The following is a 25,060-nucleotide window of genomic DNA, read 5'->3' on the forward strand; positions in this document are numbered from 1 at the left end:
GGCCGGCGCCGTGGCGTAGGCGCGCACCCTGCGCGTAGTCGCCTCCGCCAGGCCGACACAGCCGAAAGGCCCCGCTGCCCCTCCGGGCGGCGGGGCCTTTCGCCGGCTAGATGCCCGAAAAGTCACCGCTCCGGATGCCGGCCACAAAGGCAGTCCATGCCTCACTCGTGAAGGTCAGCGCCGGGCCGGCCGGGTCCTTGGAATCGCGCACGGCGACCGAGCCGTCCACGACGACAAGATTCGTGGCGACCTCGGCGCACTGGCCGCCGTTCTGGCTGTAGGAGGACTTGAACCAGCGGGGAGATTCGGTCGTCACGGGATACCCTTTCGCAACTGGTCGATCATGGCCACGGAGTCCGATTGAGACGGCGCTTCGGCCTGTAGCTGATGGTAGGCCGCCAACATGGGAAGCACGAACGTACTTTCGCGCTCCAGGTGACCCCGTAGAGCGGACTCCGCGTACGCCATCAGCGACCGGTTCGGCAGGGTAAGAACCGTGATCGGATAGGTCAGCGGCCGCCGAGTGCCCATGTCGAACGGTGCCACTTGCAGCACGCTGTTCGACATCCCCGCGAACTCCGCCAGGCGACGGAGTTGGGTGTCCATGACGTCGGGTCCGCCGACCGGCCGCCGGACACAGCTCTCGTCGAGCGCGGCAAAAATGAGGGGAGGGGGCTTTCTGACGAGCGCGGCTTGCCGGTCGGCGACGAGAGTCACACGTTCGCGGGCCTGCTCGGGCGTGATCAAGCCACGATTGACGTCGCTGTCGGCCAGTGCTGCGGCGTACTCGGGAGTCTGGAGCAGCCCGGGTATGACCCCGACCTCGTAGAGCCGGATCTCCACGGCGCGGCCCTCGTAATCCACGTACTCGGGGAAGCCTTCCAGCAGGCTGCCGCTGCGCATCTCGCGCCATTCCCGCTCGAACGAGTCCACCGTGCCGACCAAGCCAAAGGCGACGTCGATACTCCGCGTGAAGCGCAGAGTTGGCACTCTGCGAGCAGTTTCGATGGCCGAAATGTGCTTGCTGGAATACTCCATGCGGTCTGCCAGGTCATCCTGCGTCCACCCGCGGGCCTCCCGTGACCCGCGTATGCGTGCTCCGAAGGCCGCTTCTGGACTGCTCTCGGGATGCAACTCCTTGCGGTTGACCACCTCGACACCAACTCTCCCGCCGGTTCTCCCACGTTGAGGGGTTACCGACTGTAGGCCACTGTGGCGTCACTGGGTAGTGGCAGCACTACGGAGGGAGACGAGCCGTGAACGGCGAGAGTAGCGGTGCGGCCCGCGGCGACGCGGTAGTACGCCGGTGGTCGCAGAACCCGGCGTCGGTGCCCGGCGCCCGGCGGCATCTGCGGGAGACCCTGGACCTCTGGGAGTTGGCGGACCTGGCCGACGACTCGGCGCTCGTTCTCTCGGAACTGCTGTCCAACGCCGTGGAGCACTCGCGCAACCCCGACGGCATGGTGCAGACGCAACTCCTCCGCCTCACCGGCGGGTGCGGGGTCCGCATCGAGGTGCACGACGCGGACACCGCGAGGTGGCCGGTCCTGCGCCCCGAGGGAGGAGACAGCGCGATTCGGGGCCGTGGCCTGCAGCTCGTGAACGCCTGCACCCGTCGCCGATGGGGAGTCGACGCCACGGACGGCGGCAAGGCCGTATGGGGAGAGGTGGCGCAGTGAATCCGGTCGGGACGGACCAGTGCGAGGCGGCCACGTATCTGCCGCCGCACCTGCGGAGCGAGCTGCTCCGGACCCATCCCACGGTCGACCGCCTGCTGGTCGTGGAAGACCTGGTCTGCGTCCTCGGGGCACACAGCGTCGGCGAGCACTACGCGGTGCTCTACGACCACTTCCCGGCTCCGGTCATGGGCGCGCTCTGGACCCGGTGGGACACCGGCGAATCCCCGGACTCCTTCTGGATCCGGCCCGACTGCACCAGCTTCTCCCCACGCAGGGCGGCATGCGGGCACTTCCTCGCGCACCCGGGACCGCACTCCTGGGAGGCGGAGGAGAGAGACGGGCAGCGGTCCGCGGCGGAGGGCGGCCGCGCCGGGTGACGACCCGGCGCGGGCGGTGTCAGTGGGCGTTGGTAGAAATCCTCCTATCGAGCCGTCCGCCCGGAGCGAGCCGGCCACGCCGCCGCCAACGCCGTCCGCGTCAGGAGACCCACGACATGTCCGCCGTAGAGCACTTGAAGGAACTGCACGGCCTCCCCGTCTTCGACTTCCCCGCGGCGGGCGAGGAGGCCCCCGGGCTGCCCGAGCCCGGCGAGGTGGCGTGGCGGCTGTCCGTCGACCCGTACGGGGACGGGGCCGACGAGTCCTACGAGCAGCTGTGGCAGCGCTTCCTGGCAGCCGTCGACCCGGCCGGGATACGGGCGCTGGTCATCGGTCGGTGGAGCGAGGACCACAGCGACGACTCCGGTGCGGTCGTCCGGCTGCTGATCGAGGCCAGTGGGCAACTGACGGGCCTGGTCGCGGTCTTCGTGGGCGACATGGTGATGGAGGAGTCGGAGATCTCCTGGATCACCCAGAGCGATGTGACACCGCTGCTCACCGCCTATCCGCGGCTCCAGGAACTGGGGGTGAGGGGCGGTTCGCACCTGGTGCTCGACGCCGTGCGGCACGAGCACCTGCGGACGCTGGCCGTCGAGGCGGGCGGGCTGCCCGCGAGCGTGGTGCGCGCGGTCGGTGCGAGCGACCTGCCGGCGCTGGAGTACCTGGAACTGTGGCTCGGCGTCGACGAATACGGCGGCGACGCCACCGAGGAGGACCTCGCCCCGCTGCTGACCGGCGAGCGGCTGCCCGCGCTGCGGCACCTGGGCCTGCGCAACAGCGAGATCCAGGACGAGATAGCCGCCGCGCTCGCCGACGCCCCGGTCGTCGCCCGGCTGAAGTCGCTTGACCTGTCACTCGGGGTGCTGGGCGACGAGGGCGCGGAGGCGCTGCTCGAAGGGCAGTCGCTGAGCCACCTGGAATGGCTCGACCTGCACCACAACTTCCTCAGCGAGGAGGTGGCCGAGCGGATTCGGCAGCGGCTGGAGACGGCCGGCGTCGAGGTCGACCTCGACGAGCGGGGCGAGGAAGAAGAAGACGAGGACGGCGACGTCTACCGCTACACCGCGGTGGGGGAGTGACCGGCGGCGCCCGCGTGCGGTTCGCGGTGGTCGGCAACCCCGGCCACCGCCGGGTGACGCTCTTCGCCGACGCCGTACGGGCCGCGGGCCTGCCCGCGCCCCGGGTGCTGGGCTGGCGCGACGTGCTGCACGGCTCGTACGGCTTCCGCGCCGGCGAGGTCGTGCGGATCGACTCGCCCGGCGAGGACGCGGAGGTCGACCGGCTGCTGCGGGGGGCCGGTGACCCGACCCGGGTGGAGGGCGGCGCCCGGTGGTACGGGCGGTTCACCTCCGTGGTCGGCGAGTTGGCGGCCGCCGCGGTGGACGCGGGGGCGCGGCTGCTGCACGGCCCCGGGGACATCGCGGTGATGTTCGACAAGCGGCGCTGCCACGCCGGGCTCGCGGCGGCCGGCGTGCCGGTGCCGTGGGCCGCCGGTACGCCTCTTTCCCCGGTGGCCGGCTGGGACGACCTGCGGGCGCGGCTGGCGGCGGCAGGGGTGTCGCGGGTGTTCGTCAAACCCGCGCACGGATCGTCGGCTTCGGGTGTGGTCGCGCTGGCTCTCGGCGGGCCGGGGCGGGTGAAGGCCGTGACGTCGGTGGAAGTCGCGCCGGATGGGGCGCTGTTCAATTCGCTGCGGGTCCGCGAATACCGCTCGGAGCGGGAAGTGGCCGCGCTGGTCGACGCCTTGGCGCCGGACCACCTGCACGTCGAGCGCTGGCTGCCCAAGGCCGCACTCGACGGCCGGGTGTGCGACCTGCGGCTGGTGGTGGTCGGCGGCCGGGTCACCCACGCGGTGGTCCGCACCAGCCGCCACCCGATGACCAACCTCCACCTCGGCGGCGCCCGCGGCGACCTCGCCCGGCTGCGGGCCGCGATCACCGCGGCGGGCGGCCGGTGGTCCGACGCGGTGGCGGCGGCCCGGGGCGCCGCGGCCTGCTTCCCCGGCACCCTGTGCGTCGGCGTCGACGTCCTGCCCTCCCTCAACCTGCGCCGCTTCACCGTCGCCGAGGTCAACGCCTTCGGCGACCTCCTCCCCCGCCTGCCGGGCCTGCAAGGCACCCCGGCGGCGGGCCGGGACACCTACACGGCCCAGGTCGCCGCGGTGCTGCGGGCTGAGGGCGCGCATGCCGCCGCGTGAGGCGCCGGGGACACCCGACAGTGCGCCCATGCCGCCGCGTGAGGCGCCGGACGCACCCGACATGAACGCAGTCGTCGGCAGCCACGACCTGCTGCTCGTCACCCTCGACACCCTCCGCTACGACGTGGCCGCCGAGCTGGCCGCAGCCGGGCGGCTGCCGAACCTCGCCGCGCATCTGCCCGGCGGTCGCTGGGAGGAGCGGCACGCGCCCGGGAGTTTCACTTACGCGTCGCATCAGGCGATCTTCGCCGGATTCCTGCCGACGCCCGCGGCACCCGGACCGCATCCGCGGCTGTTCGCCGGGAGGTTCGGGGGGAGCGAGACGACGGCGGGCGGTACGTGGGTCTTCGACGCGCCCGACCTGGTGGCGGGGCTCGCCGCGGTCGGCTACCGCACCGTCTGCGTCGGCGGCGTCGGCTTCTTCAACCGGCAGGGAGCGCTCGGTTCGGTGCTGCCCGGACTCTTCCAGGAGAGCCACTGGGAGCCGGAGTTCGGGGTGGCGTCACCGACGTCCTTCGCCTCGCAGGTGGACCGCGCCGAGCAGGCGGTGGCGGCGACCCCGTATCGCCAGCCGCTGTTCCTGTTCGTGAACGTGTCCGCACTGCACCAGCCCAACTGGTTCCATCTGCCAGGCGCGACGCGGGAGTCGGGCGACACCCGGGACAGCCACGCCGCCGCGCTGGAATACGTCGACCGGCACATCGGGCGGCTCTTCGCGGCGGCGAGCAGCCGTCGCCGCTGCTTCGCCGTCGTGTGCTCCGACCACGGCACCGCATACGGCGAGGACGGCCACACCGGCCACCGGATCGGCCACCCCACCGTGTGGACCGTGCCCTACGCCCACTTCTTCCTGGAGGCACCGGCCGGATGACCGTCCTGGACACCGCGACCGCGCCGCGGCCGTATCAGAGCTACGTCTACGCCTATCCGCACAAGACCGCCTACGGCGCGCTGCGGCCGCGCCCGGCGCTGCGCGACCTGTGGGCGGCCGAGCCCAGGGACTCGCTCGCGCTGTATCTGCACATCCCCTTCTGCGAGGTCCGCTGCGGCTTCTGCAACCTCTTCACCCGGATCGGCGCCCCCGAGGGCCTGGCCGGCCGCTATCTCGACGCGCTGGAGCGGCAGGCGGTCGCCGTCCGCGACGCGCTCGGCGACGAACCGGCACCGCGCTTCACCACCGCGGCCTTCGGCGGCGGGACGCCGACCTTCCTCGAACCGGCCGAGCTGGAGCGGCTGTTCGGCATCGCGGAGCGCCGTATGGGCGCGGACCTGCGGGCCGTGCCGCTGTCGGTGGAGGCGTCACCGGCGACCGCGACCGCCGACCGGCTCGCGGTGCTCGCCGCCCACGGCACGACCCGGCTCAGCCTGGGCGTGCAGACCTTCGACCCCGCCGAGGCCAGGGCGGCGGTCCGCCCGGGGCAGCAACGCACCCACGTGGAGACGGCGTTGGGCCGTATCCGGGACGCCGGCTTCCCGGTGCTCAACATCGACCTGATCTACGGCATCGACGGCCAGACCGAGCGGTCCTGGCGCGCGTCCCTGGCGGCGGCGCTGGCCTGGCGGCCGGAGGAGCTGTATCTCTACCCGCTCTACGTGCGCCCGCTGACGGGCCTGCACCGCCTCGATCCGGCGGGCACGGAGGCCGGTTGGGACGAGCAGCGGCTGCGGCTGTACCGGGCGGGCCGCGACCTGCTGCTCGAAGCGGGCTACGAGCAGGTGTCGATGCGGATGTTCCGCGCGAAGGACAGCCACCCGGGCGGACCCGCCGATCACGCGTGCCAGACCGACGGCATGATCGGCCTGGGCTGCGGGGCCCGCTCGTACACCGCGGGCCTGCACTACAGCTTCGACTACGCCGTCGGCCCCGGCGAGGTCCGGGCGATCATCGACGACTACGTCTCGCGCCCCGCCGCGGACTTCGCCCACGCCGACTTCGGCCGGGCCGTCGACGGTACGGAATCCCGCCGCCGCCATCTGCTGCAGTCGCTGCTCCAGGCGCGGGGCATGCCGGTGGCCGACTACGTGGAACGCTTCGGCTGCCGTCCGGAGGCGGACTTCGGCCCCGAACTGGCCGCCTTCGCCGCCCGCGGCTGGCTGGACGAGGGGCCGGAGCTGCTGCGGCTGTCGCCGGAGGGCCTCGCCCATTCCGACGCGGTGGGGCCCGAGTTGTTCTCCCCTGCCGTGCGGGCCGCGATGGCCGCCTATGACGCGAAGTGAGGGGGCGGCCGTGGATCTGACCGTCCTCTACCGTGGCCCGCTGGCCTCCTGCGACTTCGACTGCCCCTACTGCCCGTTCGCCAAGCGCCGCGACAGCCGGGAGCAACTGATCGCCGATCGCGTCGCGTTGGACCGCTTCGCGGGCTGGGCCCGGGCGCAGGAGGAGGACCGGCTGTCGATCCTGTTCACCCCGTGGGGCGAGGCGCTGGTCAGGTCCTGGTACCGCAGGACGCTCGCCGAGCTGAGCCGGCTGCCGCATATCCGCCGGGTGGCGATCCAGACCAACCTCAGTGCCCGCACCGGCTGGCTGGACGACGCCGACCTGGACACCCTCGCACTGTGGTGCACCTACCACCCGGACCAGGTGCCGTACGAGCGGTTCCGCGACGCCTGCCGGGACCTGGCGGCCCGCGGGGTGCGGCACAGCGTCGGCGTGGTCGGCCTGCCCGAACACCTCGAAGCGGCCCGCCGGTTGCGCGCGGAGCTGCCCGGCCACGTCTACCTGTGGGTCAACGCGGCCGAGGGGCACACCTACACCGACGCCGAGGCGGACCGGTGGAGCGCGCTCGACCCGCTCTTCCCCTACAGCCGCCACCCGCACCGCAGCGCGGGACTGCCCTGCCGCACCGGCGAGTCGGTGATCTCGGTCGACGGCGAGGGGACGGTGCGGCGCTGTCACTTCGTCCGCACGGAGCTGGGCAACCTCTACGACGGCAGCTACCGGGCCGCCCTGCGCCCGCGGACCTGCCCGCTCGCGGTGTGCGACTGCCACATCGGCTACGTCCACCTGGAGACGCTGCCGCTCTACGACACCTTCGCCGGCGGCGTCCTGGAACGCGTGCCCGCCGCCACCGGGTGACCCGGCCGGGTCGTCCCCGCACGGGGGGCGGGTCAGTCGGTGGACGTGGCCGCCGGCGCCGCGGCGGTGGGCCGCTTGCGTTCGAGGACGACGATCGGGCAGTTCAGCGCCGCGGCGATCTTGATGAGGTTGGCCGGGGTGGCGCTGCGCCAGCCGGACTCGATCTCCCCCATCAACTGCTCGGAAATGCCGACCTGGTCGGCGAGGGCGCGCTTGGTCAGGCCCGCTTTCTGCCGCGCCCAGGTGACCGCCTCGGGCTCCTGATGGAGCCTGCTGGGGCGGGTACGGGTGCGTGGTGCCATGAGGAGAACGTAGCGCGTAGTAGCGCGTGACACAAGTAGTCCGCGCGAGCTACGCGCAACGTTTCGCGTACTACAGGGCATATGCGCAGGTGACAGCGGGGCCCGTGGTTCCACTTTGCCGGAAGCGGTGGACGCAGAGTGCGTAGTTGTGCGAAGCTCGGCGCATGACAGAGCGCCTGGACGCGCCGCCTGAGGGCGTACTGATCAAGCGCGCCGCGGTCGCCGCGCGGCTCTCCCAGCGGGAGGCCGCCCGGCGCGCGGACATCAGCGAGACGCGATGGCGCCAGCTGGTGTCGGGCTACCAGGTGGTCAGCCGCGCGAAGGTCCCGGTCCGCAGCCCCGACGACACGCTGGCGCGGATGGCGCGGGCGGTCGGGGTCACGGCCGAGCAGCTGGAGGAGGCCGGGCGCGCGGGCGCGGCCGCCGCCCTGCGGGAGGCCGAGGCCGAAGAAGAGGCCGCGCCCGCCGGGCGGAGCCCCGACGCCGGGCCCGGCGAGCCGGGCAACCGGGTGGACGAGCGCTGGCACCTGGTGCAGGCCGTCCTGCGGCAGGCCCGTGCCGGGCTGACCGCGTCCGAGTACGAGACGCTCGCCGGCCGCATCACCGCTTACGTCAGCGGACCCGCGGCCCCCGCTGACGAGCCCGGCGACGCGGCTCCGTAGCGCGCCCGTCCAGCATGCGGACGGGCAACTTCGCGCGCCCGCGGCACGGAGACACCGCGCCCGTGACCGCCGCCACCCCCGTCCAGCGCCGCACGACGCGAAGGCGCGGCCTCCCGCCCGGCCGCAGCCGGCCGGTGGCCGTGGCGGGCGGGAGGCGGGACGTCGGACCGCGCGTGTCCTACGCGGCCGGGCGCACGCCCGCAAAGACCGTCGTCGGCGCCAGCAGGAAGGCGTCGGACCGGTGCGCGATGCCCTGGGGGGACGACGGGTCGAGGAGGGTGTCCAGGGTGCGCCGGTCCTCCGCGGGAAGCGACTCGCTCATCGACTCGCGCAGCCGGGTCAGGAAGTCGCGCAGATAGCCGCGGGCCGGGGCAGGCAGCGGGGCCGGGATGTCCAGCAGGGTGGTGAAGGCCGTGACGCCGGTCAGGCCGGCCCGGGTGAGCATGGCGGGCCAGTCGTCGGACGCGGCCACGTAGCCGGGCAGTTCGGTGCGCATGAGCGCGAACCACTCCTCCTGGAGGGCGTCGAGGCGGGGCTGCAGGCCCGGCTTGCCGAGGCCGATGTCGCGGGGCAGGAAGCGGGTCGGCAGGACGGCCTCGGCCACCGCGAGCACCCCGCCGGGGCGGAGCACGCCCGCGAGGGTGTCGAGCGCGCCCTGCTGGTCGCCGAGGTGGTGGACGGCCATGCTGCTCCACACCAGGTCGGCGGTTCCGGGGCCCTCGTCCAGGCCTTCGGACAGGTCGGCGTGCCGGACGCCGACCCTGCCGTCGAGGCCGAGGCGCCGCGCGCGGGCCAGGGTGCGGTCGAGCAGGGCCGGGGTGCCGTCGACGGCGACCGCCTCGGCGCCGGCGAACTCCTCGGCCAGGACGCAGGCCATCACGCCGGGTCCGCTGCCGACATCGAGGACGCGGCGTACCTCGTGCCCGGGGGCGAGCAGCTCCCGCAGCCGGGCGGCGGTCGCCCGCAACACCGGGACGCGCAGGTCACCGGCATTCTCCAGGGTGTCGGCCATCGCCTCCCAGTCGATGTCGGTGTGCTGGTGGCCGCGGCTGCCGTGGGCATGGCCGGGGCCGTGGTGGCGGGTCGTTGCGTCAGCGCTCATGCCGGGCAGCGTGGACCGGCCCGTGCGCGGACGGCAACTTCTGTTGCCGTTTCCGGGACGGCACTGTGGAATGCCCGTATGGACGACATCCCGGCGCCCCACCAGGCCGTGCTCGACGAGGTGGGCCCCCGGCTCAGGCGGCTGCGCGGCCGGCGCAAGCTCACGCTGGCCGCCCTGTCCGAGACCACCGGCATCTCCAAGAGCACCCTGTCCCGCCTGGAGTCCGGACAGCGCCGCCCCAGCCTGGAGCTGCTGCTGCCGCTCGCCGCGGCCTACCGCGTACCGCTGGACGACCTGGTCGGGGCGCCGGAGGTGGGCGACCCCCGGGTACGGCTGGCGCCGCGCAGCCTGCCGGGCGGCGGCACCGTCGTCCCGCTGTCCCGCGGTCCTGGCCCCCTGCAGGCGTACAAGATGATCGTCCCGGACCGCGGCAGCGAGCCCGACCTGCGCACGCACGAGGGCTACGAGTGGCTGTACGTGCTGCACGGCCGGCTGCGGCTGGTGCTCGCCGACCACGATCTGACCCTGGAGGCGGGGGAGGCGGCCGAGTTCGACACCCGGCTGCCGCACTGGTTCGGCGGCGCCGACGGCCGACCGGCCGAGATCCTCAGCCTCTTCGGCCGGCAGGGCGAGCGCATGCACGTACGTGCCCGGCCGCACGCGTGACCGCGTGACCCGGACGGCGCTCCCCGTGTGGCCGCGGGGCGGGCCCCGGCGTGTAGTGGGGGTGCGGCCCCGACGAGGCGTGCCGCGCCACCCCCCGTAGAGCCGAAGAGCCGAGGAGTCGCCGTGAGGCCCCATGTCCGAGTCATCGCCGCCGTCGCGAGCACGGTGTTCGCCGCTGTCGCGGCGACCGCCTGCTCAGGGAGCAGCAGCCCCAGCTCGTCCGCCGGCGGCACGGCGTCCCCGCCGGCCTCGGCCGCATTGGAGGAGGCGGCGCAGACCGCCACCCCGACGGTCACCACCAAGTCGGTGTCGCTGGGCAAGATCCTCGTCAACGACAAGAACCTCACCCTCTACCTCTTCCAGGCCGACAAGACCTCGACGTCCACCTGCACGGGCGCCTGCGCCGCCGCGTGGCCGCCGCTGGAGGTGACGGGGAAGCCGACCGCCGGCGGCGGCGTGCAGACCAAGCTGCTGTCCACGTCCAAGCGCTCCGACGGCAAGATGCAGGTGACGTACAAGGGCCACCCGCTCTACCGCTTCGCCGGCGACAGCAAGCCGGGCAACGTCAACGGGCAGGGGCTGAACAACTTCGGCGCCAAGTGGTACGTCGTGGGCACCGACGGCAAGGCGATCACCGGCTCGGGCTCGCAGAGCACCGGCGGGAACGGCGGCTACTGACCCGCCCGCCGCCCCCGCTGCGGGACGGCTGCGGACGGGACGGCCCCGAACGCACCGCGGCCCCGCGGTTCGCCGTGAACCGCGGGGCCGCGTACGTGGCTCCGACCGGGGTCAGACCAGGTCGAAGCGGTCCAGCTCCATGACCTTCGTCCACGCGGCGACGAAGTCGCGTACGAACTTCTCCTTCGCGTCGTCGCTCGCGTAGACCTCCGCGAGGGCGCGCAGCTCGGAGTTGGAGCCGAAGACCAGGTCCGCGCGGGTGCCGGTCCACTTGATCGGGCCGCCGGCGGCGTCGCGGGCCTGGTAGACGCCGCTGTCCTGCGAGGCCGGCTGCCAGGTCGTGCCCAGGTCGAGCAGGTTGACGAAGAAGTCGTTCGTCAGCGTCCCCGGCGTGGCGGTCAGGACGCCGTGCGGCGACTGGCCGTAGTTCGCGCCGAGCACCCGCAGGCCGCCGACCAGGACGGTCATCTCGGGCGCGCTCAGCGTCAGCAGGTTGGCGCGGTCGAGCAGCAGGTACTCGGCCGGCAGCCGGTTGCCCTTGCCGATGTAGTTGCGGAAGCCGTCCGAGGTCGGCTCCAGCGCCGCGAAGGACTCCACGTCGGTCTGCTCCTGCGTCGCGTCGGTGCGGCCCGGCGTGAAGGGCACCTCGACCGCGAAGCCGGCCTTCCTGGCGGCCTGCTCGACGCCCGCCCCGCCGGCCAGCACGATCAGGTCGGCGAGCGAGACCTGCTTGCCGCCGGTCTGCGCGGCGTCGAAGGCGTCCTTGACGCCCTGCAGGGCGCGCAGCACCGCGGGCAGCTCCTCGGGGCCGTTGACCTCCCAGCCGCTCTGCGGCTCCAGGCGGATACGGGCACCGTTGGCGCCGCCGCGCTTGTCGCTGCCGCGGAAGGTGGAGGCCGACGCCCAGGCGACGGAGACCAGCTGCGGCACCGTGAGGCCGGACGCGAGGATCTGCTCCTTGAGCGCGGCGGCGTCGGCGGCGTCGATCAGCGGGTGCGTCACGGCGGGCAGCGGGTCCTGCCACACCAGCGTCTCGGACGGGACCTCGGGGCCGAGGTAGCGCACGATCGGGCCCATGTCGCGGTGGGTCAGCTTGAACCAGGCGCGGGCGAAGGCGTCGGCGAATTCCGCCGGGTTCTGGTGGAAGCGGCGCGAGATCTGCTCGTAGGCGGGGTCGATACGCAGCGCCAGGTCGGTGGTCAGCATCGTCGGCGCGTGGGTCTTGGCAGGGTCGTGCGCGTCCGGCACGGTGCCGGCGCCGCCGCCGTCCTTCGGCTTCCACTGGTTGGCGCCGGCGGGGCTCTGGGTCAGCTCCCACTCGTAGCCGAAGAGGATGTCGAAGAAGCTGTTGTCCCAGGTGGTGGGCGTGTCCGTCCAGGCGCCTTCGAGGCCGCTGGTGATGGTGTCGCCGCCCTTGCCGGTGCCGAAGGAGTTGCGCCAGCCGAGGCCCTGCTCCTCCAGCGGGGCGGCCTCGGGGTCGTCGCCGACGCTGTCGGCCGGGCCGGCGCCGTGGGTCTTGCCGAAGGTGTGGCCGCCGGCGATCAGCGCGACGGTCTCCTCGTCGTTCATCGCCATCCGGCGGAAGGTCTCGCGGATGTCGCGGGCCGAGGCCAGCGGGTCCGGGTTGCCGTTGGGGCCCTCGGGGTTGACGTAGATCAGGCCCATCTGGACCGCGCCGAGCGGGCTCTCCAGCTCGCGGTCGCCGGTGTAGCGCTCGTCGCCGAGCCAGGTGGTCTCGGGGCCCCAGTAGACGTCCTCCTCGGGCTCCCAGACGTCCTCGCGGCCGCCGGCGTAGCCGAAGGTCTCGAAGCCCATGCCCTCCAGCGCCACGTTGCCGGCCAGCACCAGCAGGTCGGCCCACGACAGCGACTGGCCGTACTTCTTCTTGACCGGCCACAGCAGGCGGCGGGCCTTGTCGAGGTTGGCGTTGTCGGGCCAGCTGTTGAGCGGCGCGAAGCGCTGCTGCCCGGCGCCGGCGCCACCGCGGCCGTCGCTGATCCGGTACGTGCCCGCGCTGTGCCAGGCCATCCGGATGATGAACGGGCCGTAGTTGCCGTAGTCGGCCGGCCACCAGTCCTGCGAGGTGGTCAGCACCTCGGCGATGTCCCGCTTGACCGCGGGCAGGTCGAGGCTCTTGAAGGCGGCGGCGTAGTCGAAGTCCTCGCCGAGCGGGTTGGACACGGCGGGGTTCTTCGCAAGGATCTTGAGATTGAGGCGATCCGGCCACCACCCGCGGTTGCCGCCGCCCTGCGTCGGGTGCGGGGCGCGCGCCCCGTGCGCGACCGGGCAGCCCCCCGCGCCCTGCGTCTCCGTCTCCGTCTTCGGGTCAGTGACGATTGCGTCGTGGTTCTCAGTCATGGGAATCCTTCCGGTCCTGGCGGATCAGCTGCGGTCGCCGTACCGGAGTCGTCTTGTCCCTTGGCTACCGCCAGAACAGATCCTACGATGGACACAGTCCAAGTCAAGAAGCGGCCCAAGAGCACACACCGTCGAAAAACGGATCTCCGCTGCTAAAGTCCTGGTAACCCGCGAGAACGAACAGGCGACAGGTGAGCCGATATGAGTGACCTGCTGGACAGACTGCGAGGGCGCGGCTGGCGGATGACCTCCCAGCGGCGTGTCGTCGCGCAGGTGCTCGACGGTGACCATGTCCACCTCACGGCCGACGAGGTGCACGCGCGGGCGGCCGCGCTGCTGCCGGAGATCTCCCGGGCGACGGTCTACAACACGCTGGGCGAGCTGGTCTCGCTCGGCGAGGTCATAGAAGTGGCCACCGACGGCCGCGCCCGGCGCTACGACCCGAACGCCCACCACCCCCACCACCACCTGGTCTGCTCCGAGTGCGGCACCGTCCGCGACGTCCACCCGGACCGGGACCCGCTGACCGACCTGCCCGCACGGGAGCGCTTCGGCTTCACCGTGGCGGCGGCCGAGGTCACCTACCGGGGGCTGTGCCCGGACTGCGCGAAAGCCTGAGCGGCCGGCGTCCCCCGGAGGGCCGAGCGGGCGGGCCACCTCGCCGATGCCCGCCGACCGGTAATCGTACTGGCGTACGAAGGGTGAATCCAACCCGTTCCCCACGTGCCCGCCGCCCCGGCGCGGGACGCTGCCTGGCAGGGCGCCGATCGGCCCCCGGGAGCGGAACGGAGGGGGGACGGTGTCGGCAGCCTCGTTACGTACCCGGCCGTGCCATGTCGCGTGTGTGATGGACGGCAACGGCCGCTGGGCACAGCGGCGTTCGCTGCCCCGCACCTCGGGACACCGGGCGGCCGAGACGACGGTGATCGACGTCATCGAGGCCGCGCGCACGGCCGGCGTGAAGTGGCTGAGCCTCTACGCCTTCTCCACCGAGAACTGGCAACGCCCCACCACCGAGGTCGACTTCCTCATGCACCTGGTGCGCCGGGTGGTACGCAAGCACGCACCGCTGCTGCACGCACGCGGCATCCGCTGCCGCTTCCTCGGCGTCACCGACCCCCGCATCCCCGCCGCGCTCGCCCGCGACTTCGCCGACCTGACGACGCTGACCGACGCCAACCGCGGCATGACGCTGACCGTGGCCTTCGACCACGGCGGACGCCAGGACATCGTCGAGGCGGCCCGCTCCCTGATCCGCAGCGGAGTGCCCGCCGACGCCGTCGACGAGCGGCACTTCGCCTCGCACCTGCCCTTCCCCGACACCCCCGACGTGGACCTCGTCATCAGGACCTCGGGCGAGCAGCGCATCTCCAACTTCATGCTCTGGCAGGTGGCCTACGCCGAGTGGATGTTCCCGCCGGTGCTCTGGCCGGACTTCCGCGCACCGCACTTCCTGGAGTGCCTGCGCACGTACCAGCAACGCGATCGCCGCTTCGGCGGCGTGCCGCCGCACGTGAACGGAGACCCCCGCCCGTGACGGACCCGACGACCGCCGGCCCGGAATCCCTTTTCGGCCCCGACTCGCAGTTCCACCGCTTCTTCGACGACCCGCGCTGGGCGCTCGCGATGGTGCGCGCCACCGTCCTGGAGGCCGCGCACCCGCAGATCGGCGCGGCCCTGATCGACAGCTCGACCTTCGTGACGCACCCGTGGCGGCGGCTGCGCAACACCCTGGTCAGCCTCCAGCGGATGTTCGGCGCCGACGAGGCCACCCGGCAGCGGGAGGCCGCCCGGCTCAACCGGCTGCACGCGCGGCTCAGCGGCACCGACGAGCAGGACCGGCCGTACGACGCGATGGACCCGCAGGTGCGGGCCTGGGTGGTCGCGACGCTCTTCGAGAGTTCCGTCACCATGTGCCGGCTGAGCGGCCAGCCGCTGGACCGGGCCACGATGGAGCGGCTCTACGCCGAATTCCGCGCCTTCCTGGCCGCCATGGGGGATCGGGCGGGACATCTGCCGCCCACGCTCCCGGAGTTCTGGTCGTATTACGACCGGATGGTGGCCGAGGAGTTGGAGGGCACCGAGGCGCTGCGCATCATCCTCTACCGGCTGTTCGACCACCTCCCCGCGCCGCCGCTGCTCGGCGGCCTGCCCACCGTCTGGGCGGCCGGGCGCGCGCTCGCCGGGCCCGCCATCGGCACGATCACCGTGGCGTCGCTGCCCGAGCCCTTCCGGCGGCGGGCCGGCCTGCCCGAGATCCCGGGCGCCCAGACGCTGATGCACAGCGCCTACCTGGCCGCCGGGCTCGCCCGCTTCCTGCCCGACGGCTGGCTCAGGACCGACCAGCTCGCCGGCCTGCTGACGCTGTCCCCCGACAGCGACGACCCCCGGCTCGCCACGATCACCGCGCTGCGGGCACGGATGAAGCGGGCCGGCGCGCTCGTCCGGCTGGTCGCGCCCTTCCCCGTGCAGCGCTCCCCGGAGGGCGCGGGGGGCGAACCGCGGCGCAGCGCCGAGGAGTTCTTCAGCGAGGTGCTCGACCAGACCGGCGACGGTTACCTGTCCTGGCCCGACCTGGCCGGGATGGCGCGGGAGTTGTGCACCCGGCTCGACCTGGACGAGCCGGCCGAGACCCGGCTCTACACCGCGTTCGCCGACTGGTGGCGCGAGTTGCAGACCGCGCTGGACACGGACGGCGACGGCCGGGTCAGCAAGGACGAGTACGCAGTCGCCGTCCCGTCCCTGGCGGGCCCCGCCCTGATCAGGGTCGCCGAGGTGCTCTTCGACGCCACCGACGCGGACGGCGACCAGTCCATCGACGCGGGCGAATACCGGGCCCTCTTCCGCACCGGCTTCCACCGTACGGTCGCCGGCGCGGAAGGCCGCTATTCCCGCAGCGCTTTCGTCCAGGACTTCCTGGCCTTCATGGCGGGCCGACGCTACTCGACGGCGTACGACCCGCTGCTGACCGGCGCGTAGGGCCGGGAGCCGCCCGGCTCCAGGTCCGGGTGGCTCAAACCGGTCGTCGGGGCGGCTCGGTTGTCCCTACAGGGGGTTCGGTTGCCTGCCCCCGGCGGCTCAGTTGCCGAAGGTCTCGCAGTGCCCGCCGACATCGGTGTCGTGGCCGCCGCCGGCCAGCGCGGTGTCCGTGCCGGCACCGCAGTCGACGGTGTCGTTGCCGCTGCCGGCCGTGACGGTGTCGTCGCCGCCGCCGAGGGCGACCGTGTTGTTGCCGCCGCCCGCGGTGACGGTGTCGGCGCCGTCTCCGGTGGTGATGCGGTCGTTGCCGCTGCCGGTCGCCACGTCGTTCGAACCGCCGCCCGCGGCCACGGTGTTGTTGCCGCCGCCCGCGTCGATCCAGTCGTCACCGTCGGCCGTGGTGACCGTGTCGTTGCCGCTGCCGGTGACCACGCAGTCGCTGCCGCCCTTGCCGTCGACCGTGTCGTTGCCGCCGCGGCCGAGGATCAGGTCGTTGCCCGGGGTGCCCGCGACGCGGTCGTTGCCGGTCGTGGCGACGATGACGTTCTCGACCGCCGTGCATGCACCCGCCGGAAGGCCGGCCGCGCTGACGGTGACGTCGCCCGCCTGCCGGATGCCGCCGAGGCCGGTGACCTTGCCGCCCGCGCCGGACTCCGTGTAGGTGACCGAACCGCCGCGGCCCACCGTCAGCGCGACGGGCGTGCCGTTCACGCTCACCGTGACGACCGCCGGCTCGCCGTCGGCGGTCCGCAGCGTGCTGGTGGCACCCGAGCCGGTCAGCTCGTACGAGCCCTGCCCGAGGGCGACCGTCGCGCCGCTGCCGGCCGGCCTGATCCGCGCGGGCGCGGTACCGGGGCCGGTGCTGACCAGCACACCGGCCGGGTTGTGGGCGTCGGAGATCGTGAGCGTACGGCCGCCGCGGTCGATGATCGCGCCCGAGGTCGTGCCGCCGGTGAGCACGTCGGAGTAGGTGCCGTTGGACGGGTCGGCCGCCTGCGGGGTGCCCGGCGGGTAGGTCGCGTCCACGGCGTCCTCGATGCCGTCGCCGTCCGCGTCGGCTTCGCGGACGGTGCAGTTGACGGTGCCGGCGCGCAGGGCGTGGCCGTCGTCGTCGCTGTCGTCGGACCAGAAGACCGGCTTCTGCCCGGCCACGCACTGCGACTGCGGTGCGATCGCGAAGCCCTCGTTGTTGAGGTCGGGCATCGAGGCGGGCCGCTCGTAGCGGCCGGAGACGGCGAATTTCCCGTCCGCGCCGATGTCGAGGGTCGCGGTGCGGCCGTGGCAGGTGTTGTCGCACTCCGCCCACAGGTGGCCGGTCTCCGGGTCGAACTCCAGGTCCATCACCGCGCTGAAGCCGGTGGCGACGGTGGCGACCCGGGTGTAACCGGTCCCGCTCTGGTCCAGCGCGTACGCGTAGACGCCGCCGGTCGCTTCGAGGCCGACGAAGAACAGGCCGTCGCCGTGGTCCGGGTAGGCGGCCGGGTCGTAGGCCGCGCCGGTGTGCTCGTCGAGGAAGCGGTGCGAGGTCAGGAACGCGTCCGGGACCCAGGAGATCGCCTCAAGGCCGCTGTTGGGACTCACCGCCGGGAGGTCGGCGGTCAGGTTCCACTCGCCCGTGGCCGTCAGGTCCGCGGTCCGCGCGCTCGGGTCGAAGCGCAGCACCTCGGGCCGGCTGACGCCGCTCGCGTCGTTGTCGCGCTCGGTCGACACGAACACGCCGCCGGCCGGGCCCGCCTGGGTCAGGGCGACGCCCTCGGAGTCCGGGTCGCCGGAGCCGTCCGGATACCGCAGCGCCTTACCCGCGCTCCACCCGCCGGCGGTGTCCGGCGCCCACTTCGCGCCGTCCCACTCCAACCGCCACAGAGTGCCGGGCCCGTTCTGCACCCCCCAGAGCACGCCGGGCGCCGCACCGCCCGAACCCTCGTACGCCAGACCGCTCATGTTCGTACCGAAGACGTCCTCACCGTCGACGGTCCCGGTGCCCGCGCCCCCCGGCCACACCGCCGCGGGCTGCCCCGGCCCCTGACCCCCGTCCGAACCGCACGCGTTCGCCGCGCCCTTGGTCGAGGCGGCCGTCGTCACGAAGTCCCCCGTACCGTCCGGGCACCGCCCGTACGTCGTGGCCGCGTGCGCCGTCCAGCTGTACGAGTCCACCAGCGTGGTCCCGTCCGGCAGATACAGCCGCGCGGAGTCCGCGCTCCCGAGCCCGAAGACCGGATCGACGTCCAGCGCCACGAACCCCCCGCCGGCCAGCGTGGTCCCGGCCGCGATCGGGAAGACGTGCGAGTCGTCGTTGTCCTTGACGACCCACCCCGACAGATCCACCGCGGAGCCCCCGGTGTTGACCAACTCGACCCAGTCCCCCGGCGTCCCCCCGCTGGACTCCACCTCATTGATCCGCACCGCGCCCACCCCCGTGGCCCCCGCCCCACCCGCGACGGCAGGCACCGCGACGGCGACCCCGACGAGCGGCACGACAGCCAACACCGCGGCTACCAGCGCGATACGCGCCGGCCGATACTTGTGCACTCTTGTCTGTCCTCTTCGCAGGCCGCCGCAGCGGGCAAGGGGAACGCATCACCTCCCGAAGAGTCCGATACCACGGCAAAGTTGCCCCCAACACCGGGTGAACACTCGCCGTACCGCTGCTCAGGAGGGCAAGGCCGGGCGGGGGTTGCCGCGGAAGGCGCACCGGTGTTAGCGCCCGGTCAGGACCAGCTCCCGTATGCGTCAGTCACGTTGGCGGCGGCGGGCCGGCGTACGCCGTCACGGGTCCACTGCCGCAGCTGCTCGGTGCGTTCCAGCCAGTCCATGGCCGGCGATCGTAGTCGCGTGCGGGGTTCCGGGGGGTCGGCGGGATGTCCAGGAGTGCAGCTTTTCGGGGTTGCGGACCGCCCAGATGCGGGTGATGCGGGGGCCGGCGGTCTGGAAGGCGTAGACCGTGACCGTGAGGCCGTCGCGTTGCGCGACCAGGCCCGGCTGGCCGTTGACCGTCGTCTCGGCGAGGGTCAGGTCGGGGGCCGCGCGGGCGATGTCGATGTGGGCCCTGGCTATCCGGGGGCCGCCCTCGACCGGGTGGAGGACGGCGGCCACCAGGCCGCCGCTGTCGGCGATCATCGTGGCGTCCGGGTCGAGGAGGCCGACCAGGGCGTCGATGTCCCTGGCCTGCCAGGCCTGCATGAAGTCCCGCACGATGCCGGCCTGCCGGGCCGCGGGGTTCGCGGACGCCCGCGCCGAGCGGATCCGGCGCCGCGCCGAGGACGCCAACTGGCGGCAGGCGCCGGGAGTTCGGCCGGTGATCCCGGCGATCTCGGCGAAGGGGTAGCGGAAGACGTCGTGCAGGATGAAGGCCACCCGCTCGGCCGGCGTCATCGACTCCAGGACGACGAGGAAGGCCATGTTGACCGACTCGTCCAGCGTGACCCGGTCGGCCGGGTCAGCCGTCGCGTCCTCCGGCCGGCCGGTCGCCCACTGCGTGTGCTCCGGCAGCGGCTCGGGAATCCACTCGCCCACGTAGCGCTCCCGCCGGGCCCGCGCGGAACCGAGCAGGTCCAGGCAGACGCGGCTGGCGACCCGCGTCAGCCACGCCCCCGGCGACTCGACGGCGTCCTGCTGCTGCCGGGACATCGCGTACCAGCGGGTGTACGTCTCCTGCACGGCGTCCTCGGCCTCAGCCAGCGAGCCCAGCAGCCGGTAGGCCAGACCGAGCAGGTGGCGCCGCTCGCTCATGATCGCGTCCAGGTCGGGGCCGGCGTCCGATCGGTCGTACCCCGGACCGGGTCGGGTGCTCATGACGGTGGCGACTCCCTCGGTCTCGGCCGGCTGCCCACGCCCGTACGACAACTCGCCCCGCCGGAATGTGACACGCGTGGTGCCTGACATTCCGCGGCGCTGCGTCGTCGGAGTGGGTGAGAGGAACCCGCCGTCCAGCGAACAGGAAGCCCGGCAGCACACGATGACCAGCGCGCTCAGCTCCCTGACCGCCCCCGGCGGACCCGGCCGTACGGACCGCGCCCGGACGCGCGGCCGGCCCATGACGCCCTCCCCGGCGCCGCGTGCGCCACGCACGGCCCATCCCATGACGACCAGTCCAGGAGACAGATCATGACCTCGCAGATTCCGGCCACCCTCTTCGCCGACCCCGTGTCCGAGGAGCGCCTGGAGCGGACCGCTGCCGCACTGAAGTCGCACGGCTTCGTCGTCGAGATCCTCGACGACGGCGCCGCCGCCCGCGCCCGCGTGCAGGAGCTGGTCCCCGAGGGCTCCAGCGTCTACACCTCGGCCAGTGAGACCACCCGCCTGTCCGGCATCGAGCAGGACATCAACACCAGCGGCCGCTACGAGGCGCTCAAGCCGGTCGTCGTGGCCATGGACCGCGTCACCCAGAGCCACGACATCCGCAAGCTGCTCGCCGCGCCCGACGTCGTCATCGGCAGCGTCGCCGCGGTCACCGAGACCGGCTCCATGCTGGTCGCCTCCGCGAGCGGCAGCCAGCTGCCCCCGTACTCCGGCGGCGCCGGCCTCGCCATCTGGGTCGTCGGCGCCCAGAAGGTCGTCCCCGACCTGGAGACGGCGATGCGGCGCCTCGAAGAGCACACCTTCCCGCTGGAGAACACCCGCGCCCAGGGCGTCTACGGCAAGCCCAGCGCCATGAACCGCCTCCTCATCCTCAACGCCGAGCCCGTCCCCGGACGCGGCATCGTCCTCCTCCTCCGCGAGGCCATCGGCTTCTGAACCACCCCTGCTCGCAGGGCTTTTCAGGACCCGGGCGCCGGCCACTCACCGCCGCGCGCCCGGCCGCCCTGCGGCTGGCGGTACGCGTACGGGCGCCGCGGCTGAGCGGCGGCGCGGGCGGGTGCAGCGGTGGCGCGGGCGGGTGCGGCGGTGGCGCGGGCGGGTGCGGCGGTGGCGCGGGCGGGTGCGGCGGCTGAGCGGCGGCGCGGGCGGGTGCGGCGGCCCCGAAAACGGGGTGCGCCCCCTCGTCCGGGCGCGGGAGCATGCGGGGCGGGCGGTGTGCCGTCGGGGCCGCCCGCCTTTCCCCGTCATCAGGAGCTGATCCGTCCGTGCAGGCTGCCGTGACCGTGCGACCGGCCCAGGTGTCCGAGCTGCTGCTCGGGCTTGCCACTGTCCGGCCGGTCTTCCTCTGGGGGGCGCCCGGGATCGGGAAGTCGTCCCTGGTCAGGGAGTTCGCCGAGGCGCTCGGCCTGGAGTGCGTGAGCCTGCTGGGCACGCAGCTGGCCCCTGAGGACCTCATCGGGGTGCCGCAGATACGGGACGGGCGGTCGGTGTTCTGCCCGCCGGAGGCCATCGCGCGCGACGAGCCGTACTGCCTGTTCCTGGACGAGCTGAACGCGGCGACGCCCGACGTGCAGAAGGCCTTCTACTCGCTGATCCTGGACCGGCGGATCGGGAACTACGAGCTGCCCGCGGGCAGCGTCGTCATCGGCGCGGGCAACCGCGCCACCGACAGCGCGCTCGCCCGGCCGCTGGCCTCCGCGCTGGTCAACCGCCTCACCCATGTGCACCTTGAGGCGTCGGCCGACGACTGGCTGAGCTGGGCGGCGCGTTCCGACATCCACCCGTGGGTGGCCGACTACCTCACCGACCGGCCGCACCACCTGTGGTCGAAGCCGCCGAAGACGGAGGAGCCCTTCTCCACCCCGCGCTCCTGGCACATGCTGTCCGACGCCCTCCGGTCCTTCGGGCCGGCGCTGGACGAGCAGTCGCTCAAGGTGCTGGCGTACGGCACGCTCACGCCGACGCACGCCTCCGCCTTCTGCGGGTATGTCCGCGTCGTGCGGAGCGAGTTCGGCATCGAGGCGGTCCTCAAGGGCGACGCCCGCTGGCCGAACCGGGTGCAGGACCGCGACCTGCTCTACTACCTGGCGGAGTCCTTCCGCGGGCGACTGATCAGGGAGCTGCCGGCGAGCAAGGAGCACGCCTCGCCGTCGGTGCGGCAGACCGCCTACCGCGCGCAGGCCCTGCTGGTGCAGCTCGCCGAGATCTCGGTCGAGGTCGCCCAGACGGTGATCGCGGACGACGAGGACGGCAAGGCGGTGCTGCCGGCCTGGTTCCTGATCGAGGCCGCCAGGGACATGCCCCGGCTGGTGGAGGCCCGCCGGTGAGCAGCCGGCGCCGCGGCAGGGCCGGGAACCGGCAGCCCCCGCCGCCCGACCCGCGCCTGGCGCGCAACTACCAGCTCGGCCTGGCCATGGTGCGGGCCGACCCCGCGCTGGGGGCGCTCGACGCGGTCTTCTGCCGTTCGGCGTGCCGTGCCGCCCCCGCCGGGGGGTGGGCGCTGGCGGAGTCCGACGGCTGCGTGCACGCGAATCCCGAGCGGCTGGCCGAACCCCGCGAGTGGGCATGGGTGTTGGCGCACTGCGTGCTGCACCTGGGCTTCGGCCACCTGCCGGCGGTCCGCGGCGACCGTACGCAGCCCGACCGCTACGACCTGGCGGCGCGCTGCGTGGTGGTGAACCGCTTCCAGCAGTCGCACCCGCTGGGTACCGCGCCGTTCGAGCTGCCGGAGTCCTTCCCCGGCGGCGACGAGGAGCAGATCGCCGAGCGCTTCCGGCGCGACGGCATCCCCGCCCTGTACGCCCGCTGCGGTGCGGCCGGACCGGAGCCGGACCAGCGGCTGGAGCCCTGGCCGTACGAACGCGACCCCGAGGACTGGCGGGAGGCCTTCGCGCGCGCCCTGACCCGTACGGTCTCGGAGTCGATGGCCGCCGCGGGTGCCTCCACCGACCGGCCGAAGGGCCCGTGGGACCGGGCACTTGACTGGTTCGTGTCGTCCTACCCGCTGCTCGGCGGCATCGCCGCCGGCATGACGGTGGTCGCCGACGCGGACCTGGCCCGCGCCCACCACATCTCGGTGGCCGCGGTGAACGCGGCCGCCGGTGAGATCTACGTCAACCCGCTGCGCGTGCACGCCGAGGACGAGTGGCGGTTCATCCTGGCCCACGAGATGCTGCACGCCGCCCTCCACCACGCCGACCGCCGCGGCGCCCGGGACCCGTATCTCTTCAACGTGGCCTGCGACTTCGTCATCAACGCCTGGCTGCTGGAGATGGGCGTCGGCGCGATGCCCGAAGGCCTGCTGCACGACCCGGAGCTCACCGGCCTGTCCGCCGAGGAGGTCTACGAGCGCATCACCACCGACCTGCGCCGCATGCGCCGGCTGGCGACCCTGCGCGGCAAGGGCCGCGGCGACATCCTGGGCGAGCCGCTGCCGCACCCGTCCGCGCCCGCGGACTACGTCGACCTGGACGGCTTCTACCGCCGCGGCCTGCTCCAGGGCTTCGACCTGCACGACCGCACCCGCGGCACCCTGCCGGCCGGCCTGGTCGAGGAGATCGCGGCCCTGGCCCACCCGCCGCTGCCCTGGGACGTACGGCTGGCCCGCTGGTTCGACGAGTACGTCCCGCGCCCGCAGCCCGTGCGCAGCTTCGCCCGGCCCGCCCGCCGCCAGGCCTCGACGCCCGGCATCCCGCGCGCGGGGCACTACTTCCCGCCCGAGGAGCTGGAGCGCTGCACCTTCGGCGTCGTCCTGGACACCTCGTTCTCGATGGACCGCCGCCTGCTCGGCAAGGCGCTGGGCGCCATCGCCTCCTACGCCGAGTCGCGCGACGTCCCCGCGGCCCGGGTGGTCTTCTGCGACGCGGCGCCCTTCGACGCCGGCTACCTGCCGGCGACCGAGATCGCCTCCCGGGTGCGGGTACGCGGCCGCGGCGGCACCGTCCTGCAGCCGGGCGTCGAACTCCTGCTGGCCGCCGACGACTTCCCCCCGGGCGCTCCGGTGCTGGTGATCACCGACGGCGCGTGCGACGTGCTGCGGATACGGCGCGAGCACGCCTTCCTGCTGCCGCGCGGCGCCCGGCTGCCCTTCAGCCCGAGGGGACCGGTCTTCGAGATGCGCTGAGAGCCGGAGCGGATCAGGAGCCGGCGCAGATCAGCGGTAGTCCTCCGGCGTGCCGTCCTTGCCGCCGTAGTGGACGTCCTCGAAGTACGCCCACGCGTCGGGCCGGCTGCCGTCCACGTCCCGCACACCGTAGGCGCGGGCCAACTCCGCGCTGGAGGTGGACTTCCGGTTCCAGCGGGCGGCCCGGTCCGGGTCGGCGGCGAGGGCGGCGACCGCGCGGGCGAGGTAATGGGGCGACTCGGCGATGGCGAAGTGCGGCTCCTGCGCGACGGCGTCGCGCCAGGTGGCCTCGGTCACGCCGAAGTGGGCGAGCATCTGCTCCGAGCGCAGGTAGCCGGGCGTGACGGCGACCGCCGCGCCGCCGTATTCGGCCAGCTCCTCGCCCAGGCCGAAGGCGATGCGGATCGGGGCGTTCTTGGCGAGGTCGTAGTAGAGGTTCTCGCGGTAGCGGCGGTTGGTGGCCGCCGTGCCGTCGGTGACCTCCACGAGCAGCGGACCGTCGGAGCGGATGAGCAGCGGGAGGGCGAGCGCGGCGGTGATCACGTGGGACCGCACGCCGAGTTCGAGGATGCGCAGGCCGTCGGCGAGCGGCGTCTCCCAGCTCTTCTTGCCGAACACCGATCCGGCGACGAGGTGTTCGCCGCCCCAGAGGTCGTTCACGAGGATGTCGAGCCGCCCCTGCTGGCGGTCGATCCGCGCGACGAGGTCGCGTACCCGGTCCTCGTCGAGGTGGTCGGTGGGTACGGCGATCCCGGTGCCGCCGGCCGCGGTGACCAGCTCCGCGGTCTCCTCGATGGTCTCGGTGCTCCGGCCGACCTCGCTGACCCGTTCACGGGTGGTGCGGCCGGTGACGTAGACGGTGGCGCCGCCGCGCCCCAACTCGACGGCGAGCGCCCGCCCCGCACCCCGGGTGGCACCGGCGACGAGCGCGATCCTTCCGGCCAGTGCGCTGTCCTCATGCGTTTCCATACCGGCCATGATGCCCGCCAGAATGTCCGCACGGGACCCGCCGGGTCCGGCACCAGGGGGAAGGTCCGCGCGGCCCCCGCCACCGCCGCCCGCA

General features: G+C 73.4%; 24 protein-coding genes. 16 read left to right on the forward strand and 8 right to left on the reverse strand.

Translation table 11 applies throughout. The annotated features are described in order from the left end of the window. Positions 1–106: 106 nt before the first annotated feature. A complete protein-coding gene (locus BUE44_RS07230; RefSeq protein WP_073495002.1) occupies positions 107–316 on the reverse strand; it encodes a DUF397 domain-containing protein in 210 nt (69 codons plus the stop codon). Continuing rightward, a complete protein-coding gene (locus BUE44_RS07235) occupies positions 313–1,152 on the reverse strand; it encodes a helix-turn-helix domain-containing protein (protein ID WP_073495005.1) in 840 nt (279 codons plus the stop codon). Before BUE44_RS07235 ends, BUE44_RS07230 begins: the two co-directional genes overlap by 4 nt. A 104-nt stretch (positions 1,153–1,256) precedes the next feature. Here BUE44_RS07235 and BUE44_RS07240 point away from each other — a divergent pair, with 104 nt between their 5' ends. From BUE44_RS07240 to BUE44_RS07270, 7 genes are all read left to right on the forward strand, one after another. Further along, positions 1,257–1,679 (forward strand): ATP-binding protein, encoded by a 423-nt coding sequence (locus tag BUE44_RS07240; RefSeq protein ID WP_073495007.1) that lies wholly within the window; start codon positions 1,257–1,259, stop codon positions 1,677–1,679. Next, entirely contained in the window at positions 1,676–2,056 is a 381-nt protein-coding gene (locus BUE44_RS07245; RefSeq protein ID WP_073495009.1) for a hypothetical protein, read from the forward strand. The genes BUE44_RS07240 and BUE44_RS07245 overlap by 4 nt, the downstream gene beginning before the upstream one ends. Positions 2,057–2,172: 116 nt before the next feature. Then, positions 2,173–3,135 carry an STM4015 family protein gene (locus BUE44_RS07250; RefSeq protein ID WP_073495011.1) on the forward strand — a complete coding sequence of 321 codons (963 nt, stop codon included), beginning with the start codon at positions 2,173–2,175 and terminating at the stop codon, positions 3,133–3,135. After that, positions 3,132–4,253: an STM4014 family protein gene (locus tag BUE44_RS07255; RefSeq protein WP_073495013.1), complete on the forward strand. Its 1,122-nt coding sequence runs from the start codon at positions 3,132–3,134 to the stop codon at positions 4,251–4,253. Before BUE44_RS07250 ends, BUE44_RS07255 begins: the two co-directional genes overlap by 4 nt. A gap of 61 nt (positions 4,254–4,314) precedes the next feature. Then, positions 4,315–5,124, forward strand: a complete 810-nt coding sequence (locus BUE44_RS07260; protein WP_073495428.1) for an STM4013/SEN3800 family hydrolase — start codon at positions 4,315–4,317, stop codon at positions 5,122–5,124. Next, positions 5,121–6,470, forward strand: a complete 1,350-nt coding sequence (locus BUE44_RS07265; RefSeq protein ID WP_073495015.1) for an STM4012 family radical SAM protein — start codon at positions 5,121–5,123, stop codon at positions 6,468–6,470. Before BUE44_RS07260 ends, BUE44_RS07265 begins: the two co-directional genes overlap by 4 nt. 10 nt (positions 6,471–6,480) lie before the next feature. Next, entirely contained in the window at positions 6,481–7,329 is an 849-nt protein-coding gene (locus BUE44_RS07270; protein WP_073495017.1) for an STM4011 family radical SAM protein, read from the forward strand. Positions 7,330–7,361: 32 nt separating this feature from the next. On the opposite strand, the gene BUE44_RS07275 is transcribed toward BUE44_RS07270, so the two are convergent. Then, complete coding sequence (locus BUE44_RS07275; protein ID WP_073495019.1) at positions 7,362–7,631, reverse strand: helix-turn-helix domain-containing protein; 270 nt, start codon at positions 7,629–7,631, stop codon at positions 7,362–7,364. 164 nt (positions 7,632–7,795) lie between these two features. On the opposite strand from BUE44_RS07275, the gene BUE44_RS07280 reads away from it, so the two are divergent. Continuing rightward, positions 7,796–8,293, forward strand: coding sequence for a helix-turn-helix domain-containing protein (locus tag BUE44_RS07280; RefSeq protein ID WP_073495021.1), 498 nt, complete (start codon positions 7,796–7,798; stop codon positions 8,291–8,293). A gap of 178 nt (positions 8,294–8,471) precedes the next feature. Here the strand turns inward: BUE44_RS07280 and BUE44_RS07285 are convergent, their stop codons facing one another. Then, on the reverse strand, positions 8,472–9,395 hold the full coding sequence (locus BUE44_RS07285) for a class I SAM-dependent methyltransferase (protein WP_073495024.1): 924 nt from the start codon (positions 9,393–9,395) through the stop codon (positions 8,472–8,474). 78 nt (positions 9,396–9,473) lie between these two features. On the opposite strand from BUE44_RS07285, the gene BUE44_RS07290 reads away from it, so the two are divergent. Together BUE44_RS07290 and BUE44_RS07295 are read left to right on the forward strand one after the other, a co-directional pair. Beyond that, complete coding sequence (locus BUE44_RS07290) at positions 9,474–10,061, forward strand: helix-turn-helix domain-containing protein (RefSeq protein ID WP_073495027.1); 588 nt, start codon at positions 9,474–9,476, stop codon at positions 10,059–10,061. A 123-nt stretch (positions 10,062–10,184) separates the two neighbouring features. Further along, entirely contained in the window at positions 10,185–10,739 is a 555-nt protein-coding gene (locus BUE44_RS07295; protein ID WP_073495029.1) for a COG4315 family predicted lipoprotein, read from the forward strand. 111 nt (positions 10,740–10,850) lie between these two features. Here the strand turns inward: BUE44_RS07295 and katG are convergent, their stop codons facing one another. Beyond that, positions 10,851–13,097 (reverse strand): catalase/peroxidase HPI, encoded by a 2,247-nt coding sequence (katG, locus tag BUE44_RS07300; RefSeq protein WP_073495031.1) that lies wholly within the window; start codon positions 13,095–13,097, stop codon positions 10,851–10,853. A gap of 201 nt (positions 13,098–13,298) precedes the next feature. Between katG and BUE44_RS07305 the strand changes: the two genes are divergently transcribed. The 3 genes from BUE44_RS07305 (at position 13,299) to BUE44_RS07315 (ending at position 16,076) form a co-directional block, all read left to right on the forward strand. After that, positions 13,299–13,715 (forward strand): Fur family transcriptional regulator, encoded by a 417-nt coding sequence (locus BUE44_RS07305; RefSeq protein ID WP_073495033.1) that lies wholly within the window; start codon positions 13,299–13,301, stop codon positions 13,713–13,715. Positions 13,716–13,863: 148 nt separating this feature from the next. Next, positions 13,864–14,634, forward strand: coding sequence for a polyprenyl diphosphate synthase (gene uppS / locus BUE44_RS07310; protein ID WP_407640010.1), 771 nt, complete (start codon positions 13,864–13,866; stop codon positions 14,632–14,634). Continuing rightward, positions 14,631–16,076, forward strand: a complete 1,446-nt coding sequence (locus tag BUE44_RS07315; RefSeq protein ID WP_073495038.1) for an oxygenase MpaB family protein — start codon at positions 14,631–14,633, stop codon at positions 16,074–16,076. The genes uppS and BUE44_RS07315 overlap by 4 nt, the downstream gene beginning before the upstream one ends. A gap of 99 nt (positions 16,077–16,175) precedes the next feature. Here BUE44_RS07315 and BUE44_RS07320 read toward each other — a convergent pair whose 3' ends face one another. Together BUE44_RS07320 and sigJ are read right to left on the reverse strand one after the other, a co-directional pair. Beyond that, complete coding sequence (locus BUE44_RS07320) at positions 16,176–18,605, reverse strand: lamin tail domain-containing protein (RefSeq protein ID WP_073495040.1); 2,430 nt, start codon at positions 18,603–18,605, stop codon at positions 16,176–16,178. A gap of 237 nt (positions 18,606–18,842) precedes the next feature. Next, entirely contained in the window at positions 18,843–19,868 is a 1,026-nt protein-coding gene (gene sigJ / locus BUE44_RS07325; RefSeq protein WP_079189548.1) for an RNA polymerase sigma factor SigJ, read from the reverse strand. Positions 19,869–20,180: 312 nt separating this feature from the next. On the opposite strand from sigJ, the gene BUE44_RS07330 reads away from it, so the two are divergent. From BUE44_RS07330 to BUE44_RS07345, 3 genes are all read left to right on the forward strand, one after another. Beyond that, a complete protein-coding gene (locus BUE44_RS07330) occupies positions 20,181–20,810 on the forward strand; it encodes an LUD domain-containing protein (protein WP_073495042.1) in 630 nt (209 codons plus the stop codon). Positions 20,811–21,139: 329 nt separating this feature from the next. After that, positions 21,140–22,201, forward strand: coding sequence for an ATP-binding protein (locus tag BUE44_RS07340; protein WP_073495046.1), 1,062 nt, complete (start codon positions 21,140–21,142; stop codon positions 22,199–22,201). Next, the gene (locus BUE44_RS07345; RefSeq protein ID WP_073495048.1) at positions 22,198–23,997 is read left to right on the forward strand and encodes a vWA domain-containing protein; all 1,800 of its coding nucleotides are present in this window, start codon (positions 22,198–22,200) and stop codon (positions 23,995–23,997) included. The genes BUE44_RS07340 and BUE44_RS07345 overlap by 4 nt, the downstream gene beginning before the upstream one ends. 30 nt (positions 23,998–24,027) lie before the next feature. Here BUE44_RS07345 and BUE44_RS07350 read toward each other — a convergent pair whose 3' ends face one another. After that, a complete protein-coding gene (locus tag BUE44_RS07350) occupies positions 24,028–24,966 on the reverse strand; it encodes an SDR family oxidoreductase (protein WP_200804356.1) in 939 nt (312 codons plus the stop codon). Positions 24,967–25,060 lie beyond the last annotated feature (94 nt).

This window comes from Actinacidiphila paucisporea (assembly GCF_900142575.1).
Lineage (GTDB): Bacteria > Actinomycetota > Actinomycetes > Streptomycetales > Streptomycetaceae > Actinacidiphila > Actinacidiphila paucisporea.